Here is a 15,894-nt window from a genome sequence, read left to right as displayed (position 1 = left end):
TAGCCTACTTCACCACGGGCAGACCCGCGTTCTTCCAGCCGTCCAGGCCACCGCTGATGCTCTGCACGTTGTAGCCCTGGCCCCGGAGGAACATCATGGCCATGGAGCCCCGGTGCCCCACCTTGCAGTAGACGATGATGGGCTTGCCCTTGGGCAGCTCGCCCACCCGCTTGGGCAGATCGCGGATGGGGATGTTCACCGCTCCCTGGATGCGTTCACCCGCAAACTCATTGGGCTCGCGCACATCCAGGATGAAGACGTCCACGGTGTCCATCATGTTCTTGGCCGCGGCCGGGGCGATGGCGTAGAACCCAGTGGGCAGGTTCATGAGGAAGTTGCCCAGCTCCCGCACCGTGAGGGCGGAGTAGGTGACCGTGGTAGCCTGCGCCAGAACCGGAAGCACCAGCAGAAGACCCAACCAAGCCAGCTTCTTCGTGCCTTTCATCGTGTACCTCCTTCGCATTCCCTAGGGGCCATAACCCCTAAAGGCCAAGACCTTGCCACTGGCCTGCCAGGACCAGGAGGGCCCTGAGGCCTGCCGCCGCCAAAAGCCCCGCCCAGGGGGCCAGGCGTTCTTGCCAGAAAGTCCCGAGGCCCAGGAGGAGGAAAAGCCCGTACCAGAACCCTGCCTCCTCCAGAAGGTGCCCCCGGGCCTCCGGCGGAAGGGTGAGGGGGTAGAGGAGGGCGAGGAGCAGGGAAGCCCCCGCCAGCACCCGCAAGGGGAAAAGGGCCCAGGGGCTTTTGAGGAGGGCCGCCAGGCCCAGGGCCAAGACCAAGGCGGTGAGGGGGAAAAGCCCTGCCATGAGCCCATTCCAAAGGGGGCGGTTGAGGTTTACCGCCAGGGCCAGGCCCGGGTAGGAGAGGGCCACCAGGCTGAAAACCAGGAGGGCCCAGGCCAGGGCCCGCTGGGACCCCTTGCCCAGGTAGAGGAGCCCCCCGGTGAGGAAGCCAAGCCCCAGGCCCCAGGCCCCCCACCAGATGGGGCTTGTGGGGTGGAAGGAAAGGAAAAGCCAGATGTGGGTGAAGCGGAAGCGGGCGGGGGACTCGGCCCAGAGGATGAAGAGGTCCAGGGCGATGAGCATGAGAGCGTAGAGGGTGTAGCGCCGGGCCTCCGCATCCCCTTTAAGGTGGAGGAGGGCGGCCAGAAGGGCCACACCTCCTGCCAGCCCTACCAGGACGAAGTGGAGGGCGTTGGTCCAGTGCCAGAACTCCTGGGCGTTGGGGAGGCCGTAGAACTCAGCCATGGTGCACCTCGCTTTCCCGGGTGAGCCCCTTCTTGGAAGGGGCGTTCAGGTAGAAGAGCTTGGGCCTTGTACCCTGCTCGGGCCTTAGCACGTCCACCCGCTCTGCCGCCTTAAGGGCCTTGGCCACGGGGCTTTCCGGGTCCTCCAGGTCGCCAAAGGTGCGGCAGTAGGTGGGGCAGGTCTCCACGCAGGCCGGCACCTTGCCCTTTTCCAGCCGGTGGGCGCAGAAGGTGCACTTGCTCACGTAACCTGCCGGGTGCAGGTAGCGGGCATCGTAGGGGCAGGCGGCAATGCAGGCCCCGCAGGCGATGCACTTTTTGGGGTCTACCAGCACCAGGCCGTCTTTGGTCTGGTAGCTGGCCCCCGTGGGGCAGACGGGCACGCAAGGGGGGTTTTCGCAGTGCAGGCACTGCTCGGGGCGGAACTCCACCACCAGGTTGGGGTATTCCCCCACCTCCCGCTCCCGGATCCAGAGGTTGAAGACCCCGGGAGGGACCTCGTTTTCCATCTTGCAGGCCACGGCGCAGGCGGCGCAGCCCACGCAGAGGCTTAGGTCAATGGCCATGGCGTAGCGGGGCATCACATCCTCCTTTCGTCAAAGGGGCGCTTGGCCAGCCCAGTAAGGGAGGGTAGCCTGGGCCTTTCCGCCTTCTCCAGCCTCACGAAGTTCACCCGCAGGCCGGCCCCGCCGGAGATGGGGTCCAGCTTGTACCGGGTCTGCAGGTAGTTGTCGGAGGCGCCGCGCCCGTGGGCCAGGCGCATGAGGGGGGCCTTGTGGCCGAAGCCGTGGACGATGTACACGCAGTCCTTGCGAATCCTGGCCGTGGGTTTGACCCGCACGGGGCCTTCCTTCACCCCGTCCTGGTTCACCAGCATCACGTAGTCCCCCTCCTTCAGGCCCAGCCGCTTGGCCTCCTCCTTGTGGATCCAGACCTCGTTCTCGGGGTCCATCTCCATCAGGACCCAGTTGTTCTGGGTGCGGGCGAAGGTGTGCACCGGGCTCCGGCCGTAGAGGAGCCGGTAGAAGCCTTCCGGGGGTTCCTCCGGGGGGGTGAAGACGGGCAGGGGCTGGTGGCCGGCTTCCTTGAACCGCTGGCAATAGAGCTCTATCTTCCCCGAGGCCGTGCCGAAGGGGAGGCGGCCTTCCTTCTCCCAGTCCTCCAGCCAGGGCTTGCCCCGTTGCACCAGGGTACCCATGCCCTTCATGGTCTCCAGGTCCAGGCCCAGGCTCTGGAGCCGGGTCTCCAGGTACTCCTCAATGGTCTTCCAGGGGAAGTACTGCTCCAGCCCCAGCCTGAGGCCCAGCTCCCGGGCAATCCACCAGCCGGGCTTGGTGTCAAAGAGGGGCTCGTGGGCGGGGGTCCTTAGCTGGATGAAGGGGGTTTTGTGGGCCACCAGGACAAAATCGTCGTAGCGCTCCAGGTAGGTGGCCTCGGGCAAGATGACATCCGCCCACATCACGTGCTCCTGGGGCAGGACGTCAATGGCCACGTAGAGGTCCAGGTTTTTCAGGGCCTCCTTGGTGCGGGGCACATTGGGGATGGAGTGGAAGAGGTTGATGCCGTAGGCGAAGAGCCCCTTGATGGGGTAGGGCTCCCCGGTGATCATGGGCTCAATGAGCTCCTGGATGGCGGTGGAGCGGGCGAAGAACTTGCCCTTGTCCGCCCGGGGTTTGAAGCCCTCGGGCTCGTGGTCGCCCCCCGAGGGCCCCGAGCACCCGCCTGCCGCCGGCTCCAGGGGCAGGGGGGGCAGGGGGTACTTCTCCAGGTAGGGGCTTTGGGCAATGTAGAACCCCCCGGGGCGGCCGTAGTTGCCCAGGAGGACGTTCACGTAGAGGAGGGCCATGACCCGGTAGGTGTCGTCCCCGTACCAGACGTTGTGCCGGGTGGGGGGAAGGACCGCCCTGGGCTTGTGGGCGGCCATCTCCCGGGCCACCTCCCGGATCACCTGGGCGGGGATTTCCGTGTGCTTCTCGGCCCACTCGGGGGTGAAGTCCTTTACGTGGGCCTTGAGCTCCTCAAAGCCCACCGTGTACTTGGCCACGTATTCCTTGTCGTAGAGGTCCTCGTAGATGAGCACGTGGATCCAGGCCAGGAGCAGGGCGGTGTCGGTGCCCGGCTTGATGGGGAGCCATCGGTGGGCCTTGGCGGCGGCGGTGGAGAAGCGGGGGTCCACCACCACCACCTTGGCCCCGTTTTTCAGGGCCAGGGCGAAGTCCTGGAGCTGGGTGTTGTGGGTGTCCTCGCCGATGTGGTGGCCGATGAGGACGATGTAGCGGGCGTTTTCCCAGTCAATGGGCTCGTGGCCGCCGATGGGACGGCCGAAGACCCACTGGGAGGCCACCTCCCGGGGAGCGGTGCAGAGGGAAACGGAGGGCTTGGCGGCGTTGGGGCTGCCCCAGGCGGCGGGCAGGAAGTCCACGAACCAGTAGTCCCCGGTGCCGTGGCCGAAGAAGGCGATGGCCTCGGGGCCGTACTTTTCGCGGATCTCCAGCATCTTCTTGGCGATGTGGTCTAAGGCCTCCTCCCAGGTGGCTACCCGGTACTTGCCCTCCCCGCGCTGGCTCCCCTCCACCCGGATGAGGGGGCGCTTCAGGCGGTCGGGGTCGTAGGTGGTCTGGGGAGCCCCCTGGCCCCGGGGGCAGAGCCGGCCCCGGCTTTTGGGGTTGGCCTCGTACCCCTCCACCTTGTAGACCCGGTTGCCCACGGCGTGGGCCACGATGCCGCATCGCCAGAAGCATCCCTCGCAGATCTGGTAGACGCTCTTTACTTCCTGGGCGTACCAGGGGGCCTTGAGGGCTTTGGCGGGGCCGCTTCCCCGCAAGGCCATGGCCCCCACACCCAGGGCGCTAAGCTTCAGAAACTCCCGTCTTTGCATGGATGGCCTCCTCTAAAAGTTCCACCAGCTCGCGATAGAAGCCGGTGGGGTCGTGGGCTTTTACCGCCGGGCCAAAGCGTTTCAGCCAGGGGTGAAGGAACTCCTGGACCAGGCGGCGGGAGAGGTCGGGCCGTCTGGGGTTCAGGAGGGCGATGGCCTCCCCCAGGGCCGAGAGGTGGTCGGGGAGGTCGCGCCAGGTTTCCTGGACCTCGAGGCCCCCCTCCCGGTAGAGCTCCAGAAGCCGGTGGTAGGAGGGGCCGAAGAGCTCCCCGTCCAGGGCATAGCCCGCGTAGGGGGGGGCGGGGAGCCCGCTCGGGTTGCTGACGAAGAGGGCGGTGTAGGCGGCCTGGAGCTCGGAGGGAGCCACCTGGGGCAGGGCCACGGGGTGGCCCGTGAGCTCCTCCAGCGCCTCCTCCAGGGTGCCCGCGGAGAGCTCCCGGAAGAAGGCCTCCCCCGGTGGGGCGAAGAGGCTTGCTGTGACCCAGCCCAGGAGTTCCATGCCTCACCTCCTGGCCTCAGGCTAGGGCTTGCCCCTTCTTTCACGAGACAGAGGGTTTTCCCTCTCCCTGTCGGAAGTTCTCCTAAGGCAAATGTCCTTGGGAAGAATGTCCCAATCAGGGCCCTCAGGCCAGGCCGTGCTCCCTGGCCCAGCGCACCAGCTCGGGGGTGTCCATGAGGCCCAGCTTGTTCAGGGCCCGTTGCTTGTAGGTGGAAGCGGTCTTCACGGAAAGCCCCAGGCGCTCGGCCACCTGGGAGAGGGTGTAGCCCTGGGCCAGGAGGGCCACCACGGCCCTCTCCCTTTCGGAAAGGACCTCGGGGCCGGGCTCTGCCTGCCCCTCCAGGAGGGCTTCGGTCAGGCTCGGGTGGAGGTAGCGGAGGCCTTGGGAAAGGCGCGCTAGGGCCTCCAGGAGGTCTTGGTCCAGGGCGTCTTTGGGCAGGTAACCCCGGGCCCCCAGGGCAAAGGCCCGGGCCACGTAGGCGGGTTCGTTGTGCATGGAGACCACCAGCACCTTGGCCCTTTGGGCCAGGTGGGGGAGGGCCTCTAGGCCCCCCATCCCCGGCAGGTTCAGGTCCAGGAGGACCACTTCGGCCTCCCAGGGGGTGGCCAGGGCCTCCTCGGCGCTGGCGAACTCCGCCACCACCTGGTGCCCTCCCTCCTCCAGGAGGAGGCTAAGCCCCTTGCGCACCAGGTGGTGGTCCTCCACCAACACCACCCTCATAGGGGCACCCCGAACTCCACCCGGGTTCCCTGGCCCGGGGCCGAGCGCAGCACCAGGCTACCCCCCAGGCCCTGGATGCGTTCCTGCATGCCCAGAAGCCCCACGGAAGGCGGGGTGGACTCCGGGTCAAAGCCCACCCCATCGTCCTCCACCAGGCCAAAAAGCCGGTCCCCTTCGGGCCAGAGCTCCACCTTGACCCGCCCCGCCCGGGCGTGGCGCAGGACGTTGGTGAGGGCTTCCTGCACCACCCGGAAGAGGGCTACCTCCTTCTCCTTGGGCAGAGGGGGTACCTGGAGGCGGGCCTCCACCTCGAGGCCATGCCGGCGGTACCCCTCCAGGTAGCGCCTCAGGGCCTCATCCAGGCCCAGGTCGTCCAGAAGGGGCATGCGGAGCTCCTGGGAGAGCCTACGCACCTCCTCCAGGGCCTCGGCCACCCGGGCCCGGGCCTCGGGGAGCTTCTCCGGGCGCCGTTCGGCCACCTTGAGGGTGAGGAGAGCGGCGGTGAGGAGGCTTCCCACCCCGTCGTGCAGCTCCCGCCCCACCCGGCGCCTTTCCTCCTCCTGGGCCCAAAGGAGGCGCCCGGCCAGCTCCAGCCCCGGGCGCTTCAGGGCCAGGAGGAGGAGGGCGGGAAGGGCTTCGGGGAGTTCCTGCCCTTCTGCCAGGCTCAGCACCAGCACCGCCAGGGTCTTCTCCCCCTGGCGGATGGGCAGGGCCACGAAAGGCCCATCCACCACCTTTTCCCCCCGTTGCAGGGCCTCCTCCGCTAGGGCCCGGGAGTGGGCCACCAGGGGGCAGGTGGTGCGACACCCCTGCATCTGGTAGAGTTTGAGCCCTTCCCCCACCCCGTAGGCCTCCCCGCAACGGATGATGCCCTCGGCCTCGAGGGCGGCAAGGGCCCGGCGGAACACCTCCTGCTTCCCCCGGGCCCCGCTCAAGGCCTCGGCCAGGCGGGCGCAGTCCACAGTTCCAGCTTAGGGGAAGGGACGGGGGAGAGGTGTCCCTAAAGCCCAAAGTAGGCCCGGGCCGCGGCCACGTCCTGGGCGATCTGGGCCTTCAGGGCCTCGAGGCTCTCAAAACGCCTTTCCTGGCGCAGGTGCTTGAGGAAAAGGAGGCGCACCTCCTCCCCGTAAAGCTCCCCGGCGAAGCCCAGGAGGTGGACCTCAAGCCGCCTCTCCCCGCCCCCCAGCGTGGGCCTCGTGCCCACGTTGGCCACCCCCTTGTACCGCCCGAAGTCCCCCATGGCCTCCACCGCATAGACCCCGGGGGGAAGGACCTTCAGGGGGTGGACCGCCAGGTTGGCGGTGGGGAAGGAGAGCCTCCTTCCCAGCTTCTCCCCCTCCACCACCACCCCATAGGCCCCGTAGGGGCGGCCCAGGAGGTGGCGGGCCTCCTCCACCCTGCCCTCTTGGAGAAGGGCGCGGATGCGGCTGGACTTCACCGGCTCCCCCCCTAAGGCCAGAAGGGGCACCACCCGGGTGGGGGCCACCCGGGCCAGGGCCTCGGGGTCCCCGCCCCGGCCCCGGCCAAAGCGGAAGTCCTCCCCCACGTAGATGCGGCTGGCCCCCAGGGTCCTTAGGTCCTCCAGGAACTCCTCCGCCGGACGCCGGGCGAAGGTTTCGTTGAAGGGCACCGCCAGGATGAGCTCCACCCCCAGGGCCCTCAGGGCCTCCACCTTCTCCGTGAGGTCCATGAGGAAGCCCTCCCCCCGGGTGAAGACCTTGGTGGGCGGGTCAAAGGTGTAGACCAAAAGGGGCTGGTGGAGGGCCTTGGCCTCGGCCAGGGCCTGGCGCAGGAGGTGCTGGTGGCCCAGGTGAACCCCGTCAAAGGAGCCCACGGCCACCACCTTGGGCCCCTTGGGGACGTCAGCCACCTCGGAGAAAAGCATGGTGGTAGAGGATGCCCACGATGCCGGTGGCGGAGAACTCCACCTCCCCTTTTTGGTGAAGTTCCAGGGCCTTTTCTGGCTCCAGCCAGACCACCTCAATGGCCTCGTCCTCGTCCGGGGTGGCCTCGGCTTCCCGCAGGTCCTCCGCCAGGAAGACGTAGGTCTTCTCGTCGGTGAACCCGGGGGAGACGAAGTAGCTGAAGAGGTAGGTGAGGCGGCCTGTGAGGCCGGTCTCCTCGGCCAGCTCCCGCTTGGCGGCCTCCAGGGGTTCTTCTCCCGGTTCCATGAGCCCTGCGGGGATCTCCAGGGGGGCTAGGCCCACCGCCGGACGGTGCTGGCGCACGAAGAGCATCTTCCCCTCCCTCAGGGCGATGACCGCCACCGCCGGCTTGTGCTCCACGATCTCGTAACGACCCTCCAGGGCCAGGTTCAGGATGCGGCCCCGGTAGAGGTAGGTGCGGTCCACGCCTCCCATGCTACGGCAAAACCCCCGGGGGGAGCCCCCGGGGGGTCCTGGCAGGGTCCCTTACCTCAGGGCCTCCACCGTGGCCAGGAGGAGGGCCCGGGTGTAGGTGGGGTTGTGGATGCCCTTGGAGCCGTCGTACTTCACCAGGATGTAGTTCCAGGCGGCCCGCACCACAGGGTCCTTGGTGGAGAAGACGGGCTGGCCCTTCTCGTCGCGGATGTCCCCCAGCTGGCTCCAGAGGGTGGTGCCGTCCGTGAGGTCCATCTTGAAGCCCAGCTGCCCGCCGAAGGAGACGATGTCCACCCGGTACACGGGGGCCTTCACCTGGACGTTGGGGGTGAACTGGCCGGTGTCGGGGTTGTAGGCCCGCACCGTCTTGATGCGGTCCCGCACCGCCAGCACCTTGGCGTTCACCATGGTGCGCACCAGGGACATGAGGTGCTCGGTGTTGTCCTGGACCATCTCCTTGGTGTACTTGGCCCCGTGGCAGGAGGCGCAGAGGTTCTCCGGGGTCTTGAAGGTGTGGGCGGTGTAGTCCTTACCGGATAGGCTCATGTGGCAGGTGGAGCAGGAGCCCCCGGTGAAGAAGGCATGGGGGTTATTCCACTCCCGGGTGTCGTCCACGAAGTAGCCGTTCTTGCCCAGGATGACATCGGCCTCCGCGGAGTAGTGGGGGGAGGTGTAGCGGCCGGCATCGGCGGCGTTCCAGGTGATGCGCCCGTTGCGGGTGTTGTGGCAGGCCATGCACAGCGCCCCGCTCCCCACGCCCACCGCCCGGAAGCCCGCGGGCAGCATGGGGGTGTCGTGGACCAGGCGGAGATCGCCGTCGTCGTCGTGGCAGGTCTTGCAGGTGATGGGCTTCACCTGGGCCTGGGTGAGGCCTAAGGAGCGCAGGTAGTCCACCGTGGCCGCCTTGCCATCAGGCCCCACCAGGTTGCCGGGGTTCCCCTTCTTCAGCTGGTTCAGCCAGGCCAAGAACCCCTGCTCGCTGTGGCAGCGGGCGCAGTGGGCGGCGTTTTCTGCCCGTACCTCCACCGTGGCCTGGGGCAGGCTTTTGGCCCCCATGACCCCGTTGTTGTGGGCGCTGGCCTCCCACTCCTTCTGAATGGCCTCTTTGCTGGAAAAGGCCACCATGAGACCTAGGGCCAAGAGGGCAAAAAGGGCTTTTTTCATAGCCACCTCCTCCAGGTTTAGCTCACACCCCCATTATGGCCTGAGTCAAGGGTAATATGTCCCGTAAACTGCAGGGTGTGGCTCACGGACGGTAAACAAAGCCTTTTGCTGGAGGGGGAGAGGATCGCCCGGGTGGAGGAAGGCGCCAGGGGCCTTCGCCTCGAGGCCATCACCCCTGGCCTCCAGGACGCCCACGCCCATCCCCTTTACTGGGGCATGGCCTTAAGGGGGCTGGACCTTACGGGAGTGGCCTCGCCGGAGGAAGCGGCCGAGCGGGTGGCGGCGGCGGCCCGGGGGCTTCCCCCGGGGAGCTGGGTGGAGGGACGGGGGTTTCTCTTCCCCAAGCCACCGCCTCCTGGGCTTCTGGACCGGGCAGCCCCGGGGCACCCAGTGTGCCTGAGGAGCCGGGACCACCACTCCGCCTGGATCAACCGCCTGGCCGCCCAGCAGGCCGGGCTGGGCCCGGGGGCCGAGCCTCCTGAGGGCGGGGCCTTCCTGCGGGACCCCGAGGGGGTGCCCTACTACCTTTTGGAGAGGGCCCAGGAGGCCTTGGAGCCCCACCTGCCCCCGCCCTCCCCGGAGGACCTCCGCCGGGGACTGCAGGACTTTGCCCAAAGGGGGTACACCGCGGTGCACGCCCTGGGCTACGAGCCCCCGGAGGCCCTGGACTGGGCCTTGGCCCTGGAGTTGCCGGTGCGGCTCTGGTGGGCCCTGCCCAGGGGGGCCTGGCGGGGCCGGAGGCCGGGGTGGTACGGGGACCTGCACCTGGCGGGGGTCAAGTTCTTCGCCGACGGCGCTTTGGGAAGCCGCACCGCCTGGATGCACACCCCCTACCCCGACGGCTCCCTGGGCATGCCCTTGGACGGCCTCGAGGTCCTAAAGGAGGAGGGCAAAGAGGCCCTGAAGGCCGGGTTCACCCTGGCGGTGCACGCCATCGGCACCCGGGCGGTGGCCGGGGTCTTGGGGGTCTTCCAGGAGCTTGCCCCCCTGGCCCGGGCCAAGGGGCTCACCCTGCGCCTGGAGCACGTGCAACACGTGCGAAAGGAGGAGCTTCCCCGCTTCCAGGGCCTTCCCCTGGCCCTTTCCCTCCAGCCCCTCCACCTCCTTTTGGACCAGCACCTGGTGCGGGCCTACGGGTTTCCCCCGGAGGAGGCCTTCCGCTTCCGTAGCCTTTGGGCCACCGGGCTTCCCCTGGCCTTCGGCTCCGACGCCCCGGTGGCTAAGCCTGAGTACGCCGAGAACCTCCTGGCGGCCACCCAGCATCCCCTCTGCCCCGAGGAGAGCCTTCCCCCCGAGGCGGTGCTCTGGGCCCACACGGAAGGGGCCGCCCGGGCGGCGGGCTGGGGGGACTACGGCCGCCTGGCCCCGGGCCTGCGGGCGGACCTCACCCTGTGGGAGGGGGGGAGGCCGGTGGGCCGGGTCTACCGGGGCAGGCTGGAGCTTTTTTAGCCCGGTATACTGGCGCCGTGTACGGGGTGCTGGTATGGCCGCCGGGGGACCTGGGGCAATTTATGGAAAGCCTCCAGACCCTCCACGGGGTGCGGGGTTTCGGCCCTCCCCACCTCAACCTGCGCCAGCCCTTTGACTGGCCCTACGAGGAGGAGGCCCTGAAGATCGCCTTAGCAGGCATCCTGCGCGGCCATGCCCCCTTTCGCCTGCGCCTCGGCGGCTGGGGGTACTTTCCCCAGGGGGTGGTCTACCTCCGGGCCTACGGGGGCACCCCCTTCCGCCGCCTCTACCACGCCCTGGAGCCCCTGGCCCCCCCCCTCAAGGAGATTGAGGGGCCCAGCTACCTCCCCCACCTCACCCTGGCCCTGGGGCTTTCGGAGGAGGCGGCGAAGGCGCTTGCCGCAAGCCTTCCTCCCCCGCCCCGGGGTTCCTTTTTGGTGAAGGAGGCGGTGCTGGTGAGAGACCAGGGGGAGGCTCACCTGGTGGAGGTGGCCCGCTTCCCCCTGGGCCCTAGCCCAGGGCGATGAGGCCCAGGGCCAGGAGGCTGAACCCCAGGCCCAGAAGCCGGCTTCGCCCCAGCCGCTCCCCCAAGAGGGCCCAGGCCAGGAGCACGGTGAAGGCCGGGTAGAAGGAGGAGGTCACCGCAGCCACGTCCAGACGGCCGCTTTGCGCCGCCAGGAGGAAGAAGAGGTTCCCCCCGGCGTCCCCTAACCCCGCCAGGAGGACCCAGGGCCTGCCCCGCAGGGGAGGCCAGGGCCTGGGCCAGGCCAGGAGGCCGTGGGCCAGGACCAGGAGGAAGGCGGTGAGCTTGGCCAAGGCGGCGGGCCAGAGGAGGCCCTCCACCCGGTCCATGAGGGCGAAGTAACCCCCGAAGCCTACCCCCGCCAAGAAGGCCCAGGGGAGGCCGGCGGGCTTGGCCCTTCCCTCGGGCCTCGAGGCCAGCCACACCCCGAGGAGGCCTGCCCCCATGCCCAGGGCGGGAAGGAGGCCGGGCGGGCCCTCCCAGAGGGTCCCTAAGGCCACGGGGAGGGCTGCCCCCACCACCCCCGCCACTGGGGCGGCCAGGCTCATGGCCCCTTGGGCCAGGGCGCGGTACAGGCCAAGAAGCCCCAGGGTCCCCGAGGCCCCGCCCAGGAGGGCGAAGGGAAGGTCCCCTTCCCGCAGGGGCTCGCGCAGGAGAAGGGCCAGGAGGAGGAAGAGCAGAAAGCCCAGGAGGGAGACCCAGAGGACCACCCCCTGGGGGTGGGTGCGCCTGGAGGCCATCCCACCCCCAAAGTCCCCTGCCCCCCAGGTGAGGGCGGAAAGGAGGCCAAAACCCAGGGCCAGGAGGGAGGAGGTTTCCATGGCGAAAAGGCCCCGGGCGGGAAAAGCCCGCCCGGGGCGGGGAAGGGGCTAGTCCAGGAAGTCCCGGAGCTTGCGGGTGCGGGACTCGTGGTACTTGAGCTTGCGCAGGGCCTTGTTCTCAATCTGCCGGATGCGCTCCCGGGTCACCCCGAAGTAGGCCCCCACCTCCTCCAGGGTGTGCTCCCGCCCGTCAATGAGCCCCTTGCGCAGCTTGAGCACCATGGCCTCGCGCTCGGAGAGCTTGGAAAGGGCCTTTTCCAACTCCTCGGAAAGCAGGCTCTGGGCGGCGGCGTCCACGGGGGAGGGGAGGTTCTCGTCGGGGATGAAGTCCCCGTAGAAGCTGTCCTTCTCGTCCCCGATGGGGGTTTCCAGGGAGACGGGCTCCTGGGCAATCTTCAAGGTCTCCTCCACCCGCTTGGCGTCCCAGCCGGGGCCCATGGCCTCGGCGATCTCCTCGTAGGTGGGCTCCCGGCCCAGCTCCTGCTGGAGCTGGCGGGCGGTGCGGGAGAGCTTGTTGATGGTCTCCACCATGTGTACCGGGATGCGGATGGTGCGGGCCTGGTCGGCGATGGCCCGGTTGATGGCCTGGCGGATCCACCAGGTGGCGTAGGTGGAGAACTTGAAGCGCCGCTTGTACTCAAACTTCTCCACCGCCCGGATAAGGCCCTGGTTACCTTCCTGGATTAAATCCAGGAAAGACAGGCCGCGGCCCGTGTACTTCTTGGCGATGGAGACCACCAGGCGCAGGTTGGCCTCAATGAGGTGCTGCCGCGCCGCTTCCCCCTCGCGGGCGATGTGCAGGTAGCGCTTGAGCTCCCTGGGCAGGCTCTTGAGCTTGGCGTCCACCTCCTCCACCGTCTTGGGGTCTAGCTTTTCCCGCAGGCCGGGGATCTGGCTGATGCGGGCGGTGCCCAGGATGCGGGCCCGCACCACCTCGCGGATGAGGTCAGCGTCCAGGCCCGTGGCCTCGGAGAGGCGCTTGATGGCCTCCATCCCCTCCTCCACCTTCCGGGCCAGCTCAATCTCCTCCTCCAGGGTGAGGAGGGGTACCTGGCCGATCTCGTGCAGGTACTGGCGCACGGGGTCGGAGGTGGAGACCTTGGGCAGGGCCAGCTCTTCCTCCTCCTCAAAGAGCTCCTCTCCCTCAGGCTCAGGGAGGAGCTCGTCGGCCTCGAGGTCCAGGGGCTCGTCCAGAACGCTCAGATCGGGGTCGGCCTCCAGAAGCTCGGGGTCGGGCTCGGGCAGGTCGGAAAGGTCCGCCTCCAGGGCCTTGGCCGGGGGAAAGTCCGGCTCCTCCCCCGGCAGGTCCTCCTTGTAGGGGCTTTCCGCGCCCAGATTGGTCAGGGACTCCTTGTTCTCCACGGCCGCGCTCTTGGTCTTCTTGCTCTTGGCTTTCTTCAACGCCGACCTCCCTCCTTGAGGGCAAAGAGCACCTTGTACTCCCTTACCAAAAGGGTCCTGAAGGCGCCAAAGCGCTCTTCCAGAAGGGGCTCGTACTTGAGGAAAGGGTTGGCCACCAGGAAAAACCCACCGCCCGGCTTCAGCCGGGCCGCCGCCGCTTCCACAAAAGCCTGGGCCACATCCAGGATGACCGCACCCCCCACGTGAAAGGGGGGGTTCGTTACTATGATGTCAAACCGCTCCTCCTCCGTCAAGGCCTCGTCCACGTCAGAATGGAGGACCCTAGCGCTGAGGTGGTTGGCCTCCAGGCTCTTCTTCAGGGAGAGCACCGAGACCAGGTCGTCCTCCACGGCCACCACCCGGGCCCCCAGGCGGACCAGGGGCAGGGTGAGGGCCCCGTAGCCGGCCCCCAGGTCCAGGACCGCCTTTTCCCTCAGCCCCCCCAGGCCCACCTCCCCCCGTAGGGCCTCGAGGAGGAGGACCGAGGCCCTGTCCACCTTGCCCGCGGAAAAGACCCCGGGGAGGTGGAAAAAGGTGTAGGCCTCGCCCAGGAGGGGGGCGCGGAAGCTCTGCCACAGGGGAGGGAGGGGTGGGGCCTCCCGTTCCTTTTCCAGCAGGGCCACGCGGACGGGGCCCTTTCGCTCCAGCACCTCCCCGTAGCCCAGAAGGGCCCGGGCCTCCTTGAAGTAGCGTTCAAACCCCTTGTTCTTGTCCCCCGCCAGGTAAAGCCGCCCTCCCATCCGCAGGGCCCGGGCCGCCGCCACCAGGCTGGCCTGCACGTAGGCTGTGCCCCGGCCCGCGGGCAGGGCCAGGACCACCAGGTCGAAAACCCCCTCCTCGGCTTCCCAGGGGGGGGCCAGCCGGGCCTTTAGGCCGCTTGCCTCCAGGCAACGGAAGGCGGCCCGCGAGGTCTCCAGGCGTTCCACCGCCATCCGGCCCTCCAGGGGCAGGCTTCCCCAACCCACGCCCGGGTTCAGGTCCAGGGCCCGTTGGCCGAAGGGGGCCACCACCCGTTGCAGCAGGTCGTAGACCGGGTCGCGATAGCCCCGGGCCCCGGGCTTCACGTAGAGCACCCCTCCGGGCCGAGGCAGGGGGGTGAGGCGGTGGTATTCCTCCAAGGTAAGGCTCACGTCTCCCCAGAATACGGGGCTTGGGGGAGGAGGGCAAATGTGATAGTATTCCTCCTCAAACCGCCCCCTGGGCGGGAAGGAGGCGAGCGTGGCCCTGGTGGTTCAGAAGTACGGCGGCACCTCTGTGGGCGACCTGGAGCGCATCCACAAGGTGGCCCAGCGGATCGCCCACTATCGGGAGAAGGGGCATAAACTTGCGGTGGTGGTCTCGGCCATGGGCCACACCACCGACGAGCTCATCGCCCTGGCCAAGCGGGTGAACCCGAGACCCCCTTTCCGGGAGCTGGACCTCCTCACCACCACGGGGGAGCAGGTCTCGGTGGCCCTGCTTTCCATGCAGCTTTGGGCCATGGGCATCCCTGCCCGGGGGTTCGTGCAGCACCAGATCGGCATCCTCACCGACGGGCGCTTCGGGGATGCCCGCATCCTGTCCGTGGACCCCTCGCGCATCCTCAAGGCCCTGGAAGAGGGGTATGTGGCGGTGATTGCCGGCTTCATGGGCACCACCCGGGAGGGGGAGATCACCACCTTGGGCCGCGGCGGCTCGGACACCACCGCGGTGGCCATCGCCGCCGCCCTGGGGGCCAGGGAGTGCGAGATCTACACGGATACCGAGGGGGTCTACACCACCGACCCCCACCTGATTCCCGAGGCCCGCAAGCTAGAGGTCATCGGCTACGACCAGATGCTGGAGATGGCGGCCCTGGGGGCGCGGGTCCTCCACCCCCGGGCGGTCTACTACGCCAAGCGCTACGGGGTGGTGCTCCACGTGCGCTCCAGTTTTTCCTACAATCCCGGTACCCTGGTAAAGGAGGTCAACATGGAAATGGGCAAGACGGTGACGGGGGCGGCCCTGGACCTGGACCACGCCCAGATCGGGCTCATCGGCATTCCCGATCAGCCGGGGATTGCCGCCAAGGTCTTCCAGGCCCTGGCGGAGCGGGGCATCGCCGTGGACATGATCATCCAGGGAGTGCCCGGCCACGACCCCTCGCGGCAGCAGATGGCCTTCACCGTGAAGAAGGACTTCGCCCAGGAGGCCCTCGAGGCCTTAGAGCCCGTCCTGGCGGAAATCGGCGGTGAGGCCATCCTGCGCCCGGACATCGCCAAGGTCTCCATCGTGGGCGTGGGCCTGGCCTCGGCCCCGGAAATCCCCGCCAGGATGTTCCAGGCGGTGGCCGGCGTGGGGGCCAACATTGAGATGATCGCCACCAGCGAGGTGCGCATCTCGGTCATCATCCCCGCCCAGTACGCTGAGGCCGCCTTGCGGGCCGTGCACCAGGCCTTTGAGCTGGACAGGCCCTGATGGAGAGGCTCTGGCTTTCCTGGGAGGACCTCCTCCGCCTCACCCGGAGGCTGGCGGACCAGGTCCGGGAGGAGGAGTTTGACCTCCTCCTGGGCATCGCCCGGGGTGGACTCATAAGAAATCCCCCTAGTCCTCTCCCGTAGAATGGGGCCATGGACCTCGCCAAACACCAACGCCGCCCCCGGCTGCAACTCAAGCTGCAGCATCACCCGGATAACCTTCACGCCCTGTACCGGGAAAGCCAAGACCCCATAGAACGCTCCCGCTGGCACGCCCTCTGGCTCCTCGCCACCGGCCACCCCATCCCAAAAGTCGCCCAAACCCTGGGCTACTCCACCCGCTGGGTCCGGGACACCCTCCACCGCTACAACCAAGGCAAGCCCATGGCCGACCTCCGCC

At 68.2% G+C, this 15,894-nt stretch carries 18 protein-coding genes; 5 read left to right on the top strand and 13 right to left on the bottom strand.

Features of this window, described 5'->3' with window-relative positions:
• Positions 1-4: 4 nt before the first annotated feature.
• The 10 genes from B128_RS0107880 to B128_RS0107835 form a co-directional block, all read right to left on the bottom strand.
• Complete coding sequence (locus B128_RS0107880; protein ID WP_011172607.1) at positions 5-445, bottom strand: rhodanese-like domain-containing protein; 441 nt, start codon at positions 443-445, stop codon at positions 5-7.
• Positions 446-482: 37 nt separating this feature from the next.
• Positions 483-1,244, bottom strand: a complete 762-nt coding sequence (locus B128_RS0107875) for a polysulfide reductase NrfD family protein (RefSeq protein WP_011172608.1) — start codon at positions 1,242-1,244, stop codon at positions 483-485.
• Positions 1,237-1,824 carry a 4Fe-4S dicluster domain-containing protein gene (locus B128_RS0107870; protein WP_011172609.1) on the bottom strand — a complete coding sequence of 196 codons (588 nt, stop codon included), beginning with the start codon at positions 1,822-1,824 and terminating at the stop codon, positions 1,237-1,239. The genes B128_RS0107875 and B128_RS0107870 overlap by 8 nt, the downstream gene beginning before the upstream one ends.
• On the bottom strand, positions 1,824-4,121 hold the full coding sequence (locus B128_RS0107865) for a molybdopterin-dependent oxidoreductase (protein WP_011172610.1): 2,298 nt from the start codon (positions 4,119-4,121) through the stop codon (positions 1,824-1,826). The genes B128_RS0107870 and B128_RS0107865 overlap by 1 nt, the downstream gene beginning before the upstream one ends.
• A complete protein-coding gene (locus B128_RS0107860; protein WP_011172611.1) occupies positions 4,093-4,620 on the bottom strand; it encodes a TorD/DmsD family molecular chaperone in 528 nt (175 codons plus the stop codon). Before B128_RS0107860 ends, B128_RS0107865 begins: the two co-directional genes overlap by 29 nt.
• A gap of 124 nt (positions 4,621-4,744) precedes the next feature.
• Positions 4,745-5,341, bottom strand: a complete 597-nt coding sequence (locus B128_RS0107855; protein WP_011172612.1) for a response regulator — start codon at positions 5,339-5,341, stop codon at positions 4,745-4,747.
• Complete coding sequence (locus tag B128_RS0107850) at positions 5,338-6,303, bottom strand: sensor histidine kinase (protein ID WP_011172613.1); 966 nt, start codon at positions 6,301-6,303, stop codon at positions 5,338-5,340. Before B128_RS0107850 ends, B128_RS0107855 begins: the two co-directional genes overlap by 4 nt.
• A 38-nt stretch (positions 6,304-6,341) precedes the next feature.
• Positions 6,342-7,226, bottom strand: a complete 885-nt coding sequence (gene ribF / locus B128_RS0107845) for a riboflavin biosynthesis protein RibF (RefSeq protein WP_018111732.1) — start codon at positions 7,224-7,226, stop codon at positions 6,342-6,344.
• Positions 7,204-7,701, bottom strand: a complete 498-nt coding sequence (locus tag B128_RS0107840) for an NUDIX domain-containing protein (protein WP_156822406.1) — start codon at positions 7,699-7,701, stop codon at positions 7,204-7,206. Before B128_RS0107840 ends, ribF begins: the two co-directional genes overlap by 23 nt.
• Positions 7,702-7,752: 51 nt before the next feature.
• Positions 7,753-8,865 carry a cytochrome c3 family protein gene (locus B128_RS0107835; RefSeq protein ID WP_018111730.1) on the bottom strand — a complete coding sequence of 371 codons (1,113 nt, stop codon included), beginning with the start codon at positions 8,863-8,865 and terminating at the stop codon, positions 7,753-7,755.
• Positions 8,866-8,940: 75 nt separating this feature from the next.
• On the opposite strand from B128_RS0107835, the gene B128_RS0107830 reads away from it, so the two are divergent.
• Together B128_RS0107830 and B128_RS0107825 are read left to right on the top strand one after the other, a co-directional pair.
• Positions 8,941-10,314 carry an amidohydrolase gene (locus B128_RS0107830; RefSeq protein ID WP_018111729.1) on the top strand — a complete coding sequence of 458 codons (1,374 nt, stop codon included), beginning with the start codon at positions 8,941-8,943 and terminating at the stop codon, positions 10,312-10,314.
• Between the two features lie 17 nt (positions 10,315-10,331).
• Complete coding sequence (locus B128_RS0107825; protein WP_026175122.1) at positions 10,332-10,841, top strand: 2'-5' RNA ligase family protein; 510 nt, start codon at positions 10,332-10,334, stop codon at positions 10,839-10,841.
• On the opposite strand, the gene B128_RS0107820 is transcribed toward B128_RS0107825, so the two are convergent.
• From B128_RS0107820 to B128_RS0107810, 3 genes are read right to left on the bottom strand one after another with little or no spacing between them, the layout of a single operon-like run.
• Positions 10,825-11,658 (bottom strand): DMT family transporter, encoded by an 834-nt coding sequence (locus B128_RS0107820; RefSeq protein ID WP_018111727.1) that lies wholly within the window; start codon positions 11,656-11,658, stop codon positions 10,825-10,827. The two genes, B128_RS0107825 and B128_RS0107820, sit on opposite strands and share 17 nt — an antisense overlap.
• Positions 11,659-11,706: 48 nt before the next feature.
• Entirely contained in the window at positions 11,707-13,059 is a 1,353-nt protein-coding gene (gene rpoD, locus B128_RS0107815; RefSeq protein ID WP_018111726.1) for an RNA polymerase sigma factor RpoD, read from the bottom strand.
• Positions 13,056-14,189 (bottom strand): methyltransferase, encoded by a 1,134-nt coding sequence (locus tag B128_RS0107810; protein ID WP_018111725.1) that lies wholly within the window; start codon positions 14,187-14,189, stop codon positions 13,056-13,058. The genes rpoD and B128_RS0107810 overlap by 4 nt, the downstream gene beginning before the upstream one ends.
• Positions 14,190-14,277: 88 nt before the next feature.
• Here B128_RS0107810 and B128_RS0107805 point away from each other — a divergent pair, with 88 nt between their 5' ends.
• The 3 genes from B128_RS0107805 to B128_RS0107795 form a co-directional block, all read left to right on the top strand.
• Positions 14,278-15,495, top strand: coding sequence for an aspartate kinase (locus tag B128_RS0107805; protein ID WP_018111724.1), 1,218 nt, complete (start codon positions 14,278-14,280; stop codon positions 15,493-15,495).
• Positions 15,495-15,638: a hypothetical protein gene (locus B128_RS12880; RefSeq protein ID WP_018111723.1), complete on the top strand. Its 144-nt coding sequence runs from the start codon at positions 15,495-15,497 to the stop codon at positions 15,636-15,638. The genes B128_RS0107805 and B128_RS12880 overlap by 1 nt, the downstream gene beginning before the upstream one ends.
• Positions 15,639-15,647: 9 nt before the next feature.
• On the top strand, positions 15,648-15,894 hold a 247-nt coding region (locus B128_RS0107795; RefSeq protein WP_018111722.1), incomplete at its 3' end, for a helix-turn-helix domain-containing protein.

The sequence above is a fragment of the Thermus igniterrae ATCC 700962 genome, assembly GCF_000376265.1.
GTDB lineage: Bacteria > Deinococcota > Deinococci > Deinococcales > Thermaceae > Thermus > Thermus igniterrae.
The sequence above is the reverse complement of the archived record's forward strand: the minus strand, read 5'-3'. Positions and strand labels throughout refer to the sequence as shown.